The organism is Streptomyces sp. UNOC14_S4, assembly GCF_020740835.1.
Taxonomy (GTDB): domain Bacteria; phylum Actinomycetota; class Actinomycetes; order Streptomycetales; family Streptomycetaceae; genus Streptomyces.
On the sequence record NZ_JAINFC010000486.1, the window covers coordinates 1 to 5,651 of the forward strand.

At 73.5% G+C, this 5,651-nt stretch carries 8 protein-coding genes; 4 read left to right on the plus strand and 4 right to left on the minus strand.

Features of this window, described 5'->3' with window-relative positions; all coding sequences use genetic code 11:
* Positions 1 to 187: 187 nt before the first annotated feature.
* On the minus strand, positions 188 to 1,018 hold the full coding sequence (locus tag K6I34_RS30165; RefSeq protein WP_229330759.1) for a VTC domain-containing protein: 831 nt from the start codon (positions 1,016 to 1,018) through the stop codon (positions 188 to 190).
* A complete protein-coding gene (locus K6I34_RS30170) occupies positions 1,015 to 1,647 on the minus strand; it encodes a DUF4956 domain-containing protein (protein WP_229330761.1) in 633 nt (210 codons plus the stop codon). Before K6I34_RS30170 ends, K6I34_RS30165 begins: the two co-directional genes overlap by 4 nt.
* 313 nt (positions 1,648 to 1,960) lie before the next feature.
* Between K6I34_RS30170 and trxA the strand changes: the two genes are divergently transcribed.
* From trxA to K6I34_RS30185, 3 genes are read left to right on the plus strand one after another with little or no spacing between them, the layout of a single operon-like run.
* Positions 1,961 to 2,371 (plus strand): thioredoxin, encoded by a 411-nt coding sequence (trxA, locus tag K6I34_RS30175; RefSeq protein WP_229330763.1) that lies wholly within the window; start codon positions 1,961 to 1,963, stop codon positions 2,369 to 2,371.
* Entirely contained in the window at positions 2,364 to 2,975 is a 612-nt protein-coding gene (locus tag K6I34_RS30180) for a histidine phosphatase family protein (RefSeq protein WP_229330765.1), read from the plus strand. The genes trxA and K6I34_RS30180 overlap by 8 nt, the downstream gene beginning before the upstream one ends.
* Positions 2,976 to 2,999: 24 nt before the next feature.
* Entirely contained in the window at positions 3,000 to 3,425 is a 426-nt protein-coding gene (locus tag K6I34_RS30185) for an OsmC family protein (RefSeq protein ID WP_229330767.1), read from the plus strand.
* Between the two features lie 83 nt (positions 3,426 to 3,508).
* Here the strand turns inward: K6I34_RS30185 and K6I34_RS30190 are convergent, their stop codons facing one another.
* Together K6I34_RS30190 and K6I34_RS30195 are read right to left on the minus strand one after the other, a co-directional pair.
* Positions 3,509 to 4,081: a class F sortase gene (locus tag K6I34_RS30190; protein WP_229330769.1), complete on the minus strand. Its 573-nt coding sequence runs from the start codon at positions 4,079 to 4,081 to the stop codon at positions 3,509 to 3,511.
* 139 nt (positions 4,082 to 4,220) lie between these two features.
* The gene (locus K6I34_RS30195) at positions 4,221 to 4,829 is read right to left on the minus strand and encodes a hypothetical protein (protein WP_229330771.1); all 609 of its coding nucleotides are present in this window, start codon (positions 4,827 to 4,829) and stop codon (positions 4,221 to 4,223) included.
* A 105-nt stretch (positions 4,830 to 4,934) separates the two neighbouring features.
* Here K6I34_RS30195 and K6I34_RS30200 point away from each other — a divergent pair.
* Positions 4,935 to 5,651: ABC transporter ATP-binding protein (locus K6I34_RS30200; protein ID WP_229330773.1), on the plus strand; the 717-nt coding region annotated here is incomplete at its 3' end.

Consider the following 5,651-nt stretch of genomic DNA (forward strand, 5'->3'; position numbering starts at 1 on the left):
CCCCAGACCCCCGGTGGGTGGTGAAGGCGAGAGGTTTTCTGGGGGCTCCGCCCCCGGGCCCCCGGGGCCGCGCCCCGTCAGGGGCGCGGGGAACTGCGCGACAAGCCACCGGCAGCCCGCAGTCGCGGGCCGGGCCTGGGCGGCAGCCCGGTGGGTGCCGGGCCGTCGGCCGAGGGCAAGTGCCGCTTCAGGACGGCGCGCCGAAGGCGCGCCAAGAGGCCCGGCGCCAGCGGTTGGCCGGGAGGGCGGGGCGGAGTGCCGCGAACGCCCCGCAGTACTTCGTGAAGACGGCCGGCCGTATGCCGCAGGAGTGCAGGAGGCGGTCCGCTTCCGTCAGGTGGCCCGTCGTTTTCGTCTCGACCAGGACGAGGCCCGGGTCGCAGCGTACGGTCCGCCCCGTGCGCAGGTCGGCGCAGATCAGCCCCGCGTCGCAGGTGACGCGTTCGCCGTCGGCCACCAGCGTGGCGCGCAGGTAGTCCGTGCTCAGGGACGGGGTCAGCGCGTCCGGGGCCTCGATGGCGTACGCCCCGCGCAGGGTGTCGGCGAGGAAGGCGCGGTGGTGCGGGTCCAGCGGGGTGTCCGAACCGCCCAGGGGGCGACGGTGTTTGACGGTGTCCCCGCGGCCGCCCTTGAGCTTGATCTCGAACTGCCGCTCGCCGGAGTCCTCGTAGACCCGTTCGCGGATCTTGAAGCGGCGCCTGCGGCCCTGCCGGTGGTCGTGGAACGAACGCAGGCCGGGTGTGTCGTAGTAGACGGAGTGGTAGCTGAAGGCGCGCCGTCCGTCGATGGTCAGGGCGCGGAAGGGGCCGCCGGGGCGCCGGGGGTCGGTGAGGTGCTCCGCCATCCGCAGGAAGGCCTCCACGGGCACCAGGTAGCTGTGGTCGAAGCGCGCGAGGAGGGCGGAGCGCTCGTTGACCTCGGTGAGGGAGACGGGCGCGGCGGCGCGGGTGGCCTCGGCCAGCGCCGCCACGGACCGTACCCCGCCGGATGCCGCCGGGGCGGTGACCGGCGCGCTCACGCGGACTCCCAGGCGGGCGTGGCGCGGTGGGCCTGTTCGGGGGCCAGGGCCAGGCGCGTCCCCGTACCCGGCCGCGGTTCGAGGTAGCGGACGTCGACGACCATCAGGTCGCGGACGAAGTCCACTTCCATGACCGTCCAGTTGAGGGGCTCGCCGAGCCGCCGGGCGAGGTCGGCGCGCAGCTGCCCGGGGTCGCCGTGGACGGTGTCGAGCGTGACGACCGTGCGGCGGGCGCGGGCGAGCAGCCGCGGGTGGTCGGCCACGTAGATGACGGCGAGCAGGACGGCGCTCAGCGCGGCGGAGATCCGGAAGTCCAGGTGCGGCAGGCCGCACAGCAGCCCGAGGACGAGGGTCGTGAAGTAGTACGCGACCTCCTCGTGCTGTACGGAGTCCGAGCGCAGCCTGATGATCGAGAGCACCCCGAACAGGCCGAAGCCCAGAGCCGTCCCCCCGCTGCCGCCCACCTCGGCGAGCGCGGCGACGACGGTGAACAGGGCGACGTTCAGGGCGAGATAGGCCGGCACGAGGTCGCGGCGGCGGTGCCGCGGGTAGTAGACCGCGAAGGTCAGCAGACAGACGGCGGCGAGGTCGAGCCCCAGGTGTGCCGCGAGGTGCCGGAAGGTGTCCATCGTCGGGCAGCTTTCTGTGAGTGACGTGAGTGATGTGAGTGAGCGGGGAGGGGGAGGGAGAAGAGCCTGACCCGGAAACTCTGAGTGAACATCTGGCGTCTTTTGAGTGAGCATTGCGCGTTCTTGATGGCGCGGGTCCAGGACTGTCCGGAACCGCACCGGAGCTGTCGTGATCGGCGGTCTTGTGGTTTCGCGGCCGGGCGTCCACACGGGAGACCGGCCTGTTCGCGCGGTACGGGGGAATACCCTCGGGGGCCGTCTGGTTGCCCCACCCGGGCACCCGACCGCGACCATCCGGAACCAGGAGTCACGCATGAGCAGCAGCACGGTGGAGCTCACCAAGGACAACTTCGACGAGGTCGTCTCCGGCAACGGATTCGTGCTCATCGACTTCTGGGCCTCGTGGTGCGGCCCCTGCCGGAACTTCGCGCCGGTCTACGAGGCCGCCGCCGAGCGCCACGACGACCTCGTCTTCGCGAAGGTCGACACCGAGGCCCAGCAGGAACTGGCCGCCACCTTCGAGATCCGGTCGATCCCCACGCTGATGATCGTGCGGGACAACATCGCCGTCTACGCCCAGCCCGGCGCCCTGCCCGAGGCCGCCCTGGAGGACCTCATCCAGCAGGCCCGCGCCCTGGACATGGACGAGGTACGGGCCTCCGTGGCCCAGGCCCAGGCCCAGACGGAGGGTCAGGCGCAGGCGGAGCAGCAGAGCGGTGAGTGAGCTCCTCCTCGTCCGGCACGGCGAGACCGAGTGGAGCCGCGACGGGCGGCACACCGGCCTCACGGACATCCCCCTCACCGAGCGCGGTGAGCAGCAGGCGGAGGCGCTGCGTCCGCTGCTCGCCGGGCGGCGGATCGCCCTGACGCTCGCCAGCCCCCTCAAGCGGGCCCTGCGCACCGCCGAGCTCGCGGGCCTGGACCCCGAGCCCGAGCCCGACCTGCTGGAGTGGGACTACGGCGGCTACGAGGGCGTCACCACCGCGGAGATCCACCGCACCCGGCCCGACTGGTACCTGTGGGACGACGGCGTGGTCCCCGGCCCCGCCGCCCACCCGGGCGAGACCATCGCCCAGGTCGGCGCCCGCGCCGACCGGGTGCTCGCCCGTGTGGCCCCGCTGCTGCGCGAGGACGGCGACGGTGCCGGTGATGTGGTGCTCGTCGCGCACGGGCACTTCCTCCGGGTGCTGACGGCACGTCGGCTCGGCCTGCCGCCCGCCGCCGGTGCCCTCTTCCGGCTGGACACCGCTACTGTCAGCCGCATCGGCACCGAGCACGGGCGCCCCGCGCTCGTGGCCTGGAACCTGCCGTCGAACCCGACTCCCTGAGTCCCAAGCAGGAGGAACCACACCGTGGCTACGACCCGCACCGCGCACACCGTCTGGGAAGGCGAGCTGCTCACGGGCAGCGGCACCGTCACCTTCGACTCGTCCGGCATCGGCAGCCAGCCGGTGTCCTGGCCGTCCCGTGCCGAGCAGGCGAACGGCAAGACGAGCCCGGAGGAGCTGATCGCCGCCGCGCACTCCAGCTGCTTCTCCATGGCCCTCTCGCACGGCCTGACCGGCGCGGGCACGCCGCCCACCCGCCTGGAGACCAAGGCCGACGTCACCTTCCAGCCGGGTGAGGGCATCACCGGCATCCACCTGTGGGTGCGTGGCGAGGTGCCCGGCCTCGACGAGGAGGGCTTCGCGGCCGCCGCCGAGGACGCCAAGAAGAACTGCCCGGTCAGCCAGGCCCTGGCGGGCACGACGATCACCCTCTCGGCGGAGATCGCCTGAGAGACACGCTGTGGGGCGGGGCACGCGTCGTGCCCCGCCCCACAGCTCCCCTCCTCGTCCCCCTCGCCCTCGTCGGCTTCCCGTCAGCCCTTGAGCGCCGCGTAGACGATCAGGTTCCGCACGGGGTGCCCGTCGGCGTCGAGGTCGCCCGCGCAGGTGACCAGGCGCAGCGCCCGTTCATCGGTCTTCCCGTAGACCTTGAGCGTCGGGAAGGACTTCTTCTCGACCGTCTCCTTGCCGGTCACGGTGAAGTGCAGGACCTTGCCGTCGCCGCGCTCGACGTCGATCACGGTGCCCTCGTTCACCTTGTCCAGGTCGTGGAAGACGGCCTTGCCCTCGCGGGTCGCGTTATGGCCGATGATCACCGCGGCGCCGGGCGTGCCGGGCTTGGCGCTGCCGGTGTACCACCCGGCCGTCATGCCCTTCTCGGACGGCGGCACCTGCACGGTGTCGTCCTTGTTCAGCCCGAGCCGCAGCAGCGCGCTGCGCACCCCGATGGACGGTATGGAGACCTGGGACGGCTCCTCGCCGGAGGCGGGCGTACCACTCACCATCCTGGCGCGGTCGCCGCCGACGGAGCAGCCGGTGGCGAGGGCCAGGGCGGCGGCCGTGGCCGCGGCGGCGGTCACGAGGGCGAGGGACGGGTGACGGGACATGCCGCTCACGCTAGGGACGGGCCGCCCGGCCCCGCCTCGGCCGACCGGCCATTTCCGCTCGGCCTAAAGAAGGAGCCGAAGCGGGAGCCAAAGGGGGAGCCCGAGGGGAGCCCCGCCGCCAGGGCCGCGTCGTGCCTGGTCAGCGGCGTGTCACCTGCTGGAGCAGGCCCCAGGTGAAGTCCGCGACGTACTCTCCGCCCCGCTCGTCACCCGGCCCGTCACCCCGCCCGCCGAAGGCGAGCTGCCAGCGTCCCGGGGCCGTGCCCTCCATGGGCCGTACGGGGGCGAACGCCCGCGCCACCTCGTCCACCGTGCACGACCAGGGCCGCAGGTCCGCCACCGCGCGCGGCTCCGGCCCCGGGGTGCCCGGGGCCCGTACCAGCCACTCGTTCCAGACCGCGCCGCCCGGCGCGGCCAGCACCTCGAAACGCAGATCGGGCCAGAGCGGCACCGGCCACAGCGACGCCTCGAAGGCCAGCTCGCCGACGCGGCGCTCGCCGGTGCTCTCCGGCGGGCCGAGCACCGAGCGGTAGCGCGTCCCCGCGCCCCGCTGCCGCGGGGAGCGGATTATCGCCTGCCAGCGGCGGTTGGCCTCCCGCATGGCGGTCCGGTCGGTGCCCAGCTCGCGCAGGGCTTCCTCGACCAGGACGGGCTGGTAGTCGGCCATCCGCCGCAGCAGCACCAGCTGGAAGGCCAGGGGACCGAACGCGGTGGAGGATCCCGGGACGGGATCGGACACGGGGCTCATGACAGCCATCGTCGCGCACCTGTCACACCTCGCGCGGCCGGACCGCCGAGCCGGGCCCGCGGCCCCCGTTAGGGTCGGGTCAAAAGACGATCGTACGGAGGTTCGATGTCCGCGCAGGGTGACGACGCAGACCACCACGACCGGCCCGACCGGTCCCCACTGCTCCGGCTGCGCGGAGTCGGCCGCGTCTACGGGGAGCGCCAGGCACTGCACCCGGTCGACCTCGACCTGGAGGCGGGCAGCTGTACCGCCCTCTTCGGGCACAACGGCTCGGGCAAGTCCACGCTGCTGCGCATCGCGAGCGGCCGGGACGCCCCCACCAGCGGCACCGCCCGGTTCGCGGGCCGCACGGTCACCGAGGACGACCCGGAGGTGCGGGCCAGGGTGGCGGTCGTCGGCGACACCGTGGCCACCTACCCGGACCTGACGGTGCGCGAGCACCTCGAACTCGTCACCGTCGCCCACGCCGTGGACGACGCGCAGGGCTGGATCGACCACGTGCTCGCCGACCGCAGGCTGTCCGACCACGCGCGGGCGCTGCCCGGCTCGCTCTCCTCCGGCCAGCTCCAGTCGCTGCTGCTCGCCGCCGCGCTCGTGCGCCCGCGCGACCTCCTCGTCCTGGACGAGCCCGAGCAGCGGCTCGACCCCGAGGCCCGGGTGCGCCTCGCCGAACTGCTCGTGAAGGAGAAGGAGGACGGCGTCGCGGTCCTCCTCGCCACGCACCAGGCCGAGCTCGCGGAAGCGGTCGCCGACCGGATGGTCGCCCTGGAGGACGGCCGGGTGATCGCCGAGGGCCGCCCGGCGGACGTACTGGAGCGGCTG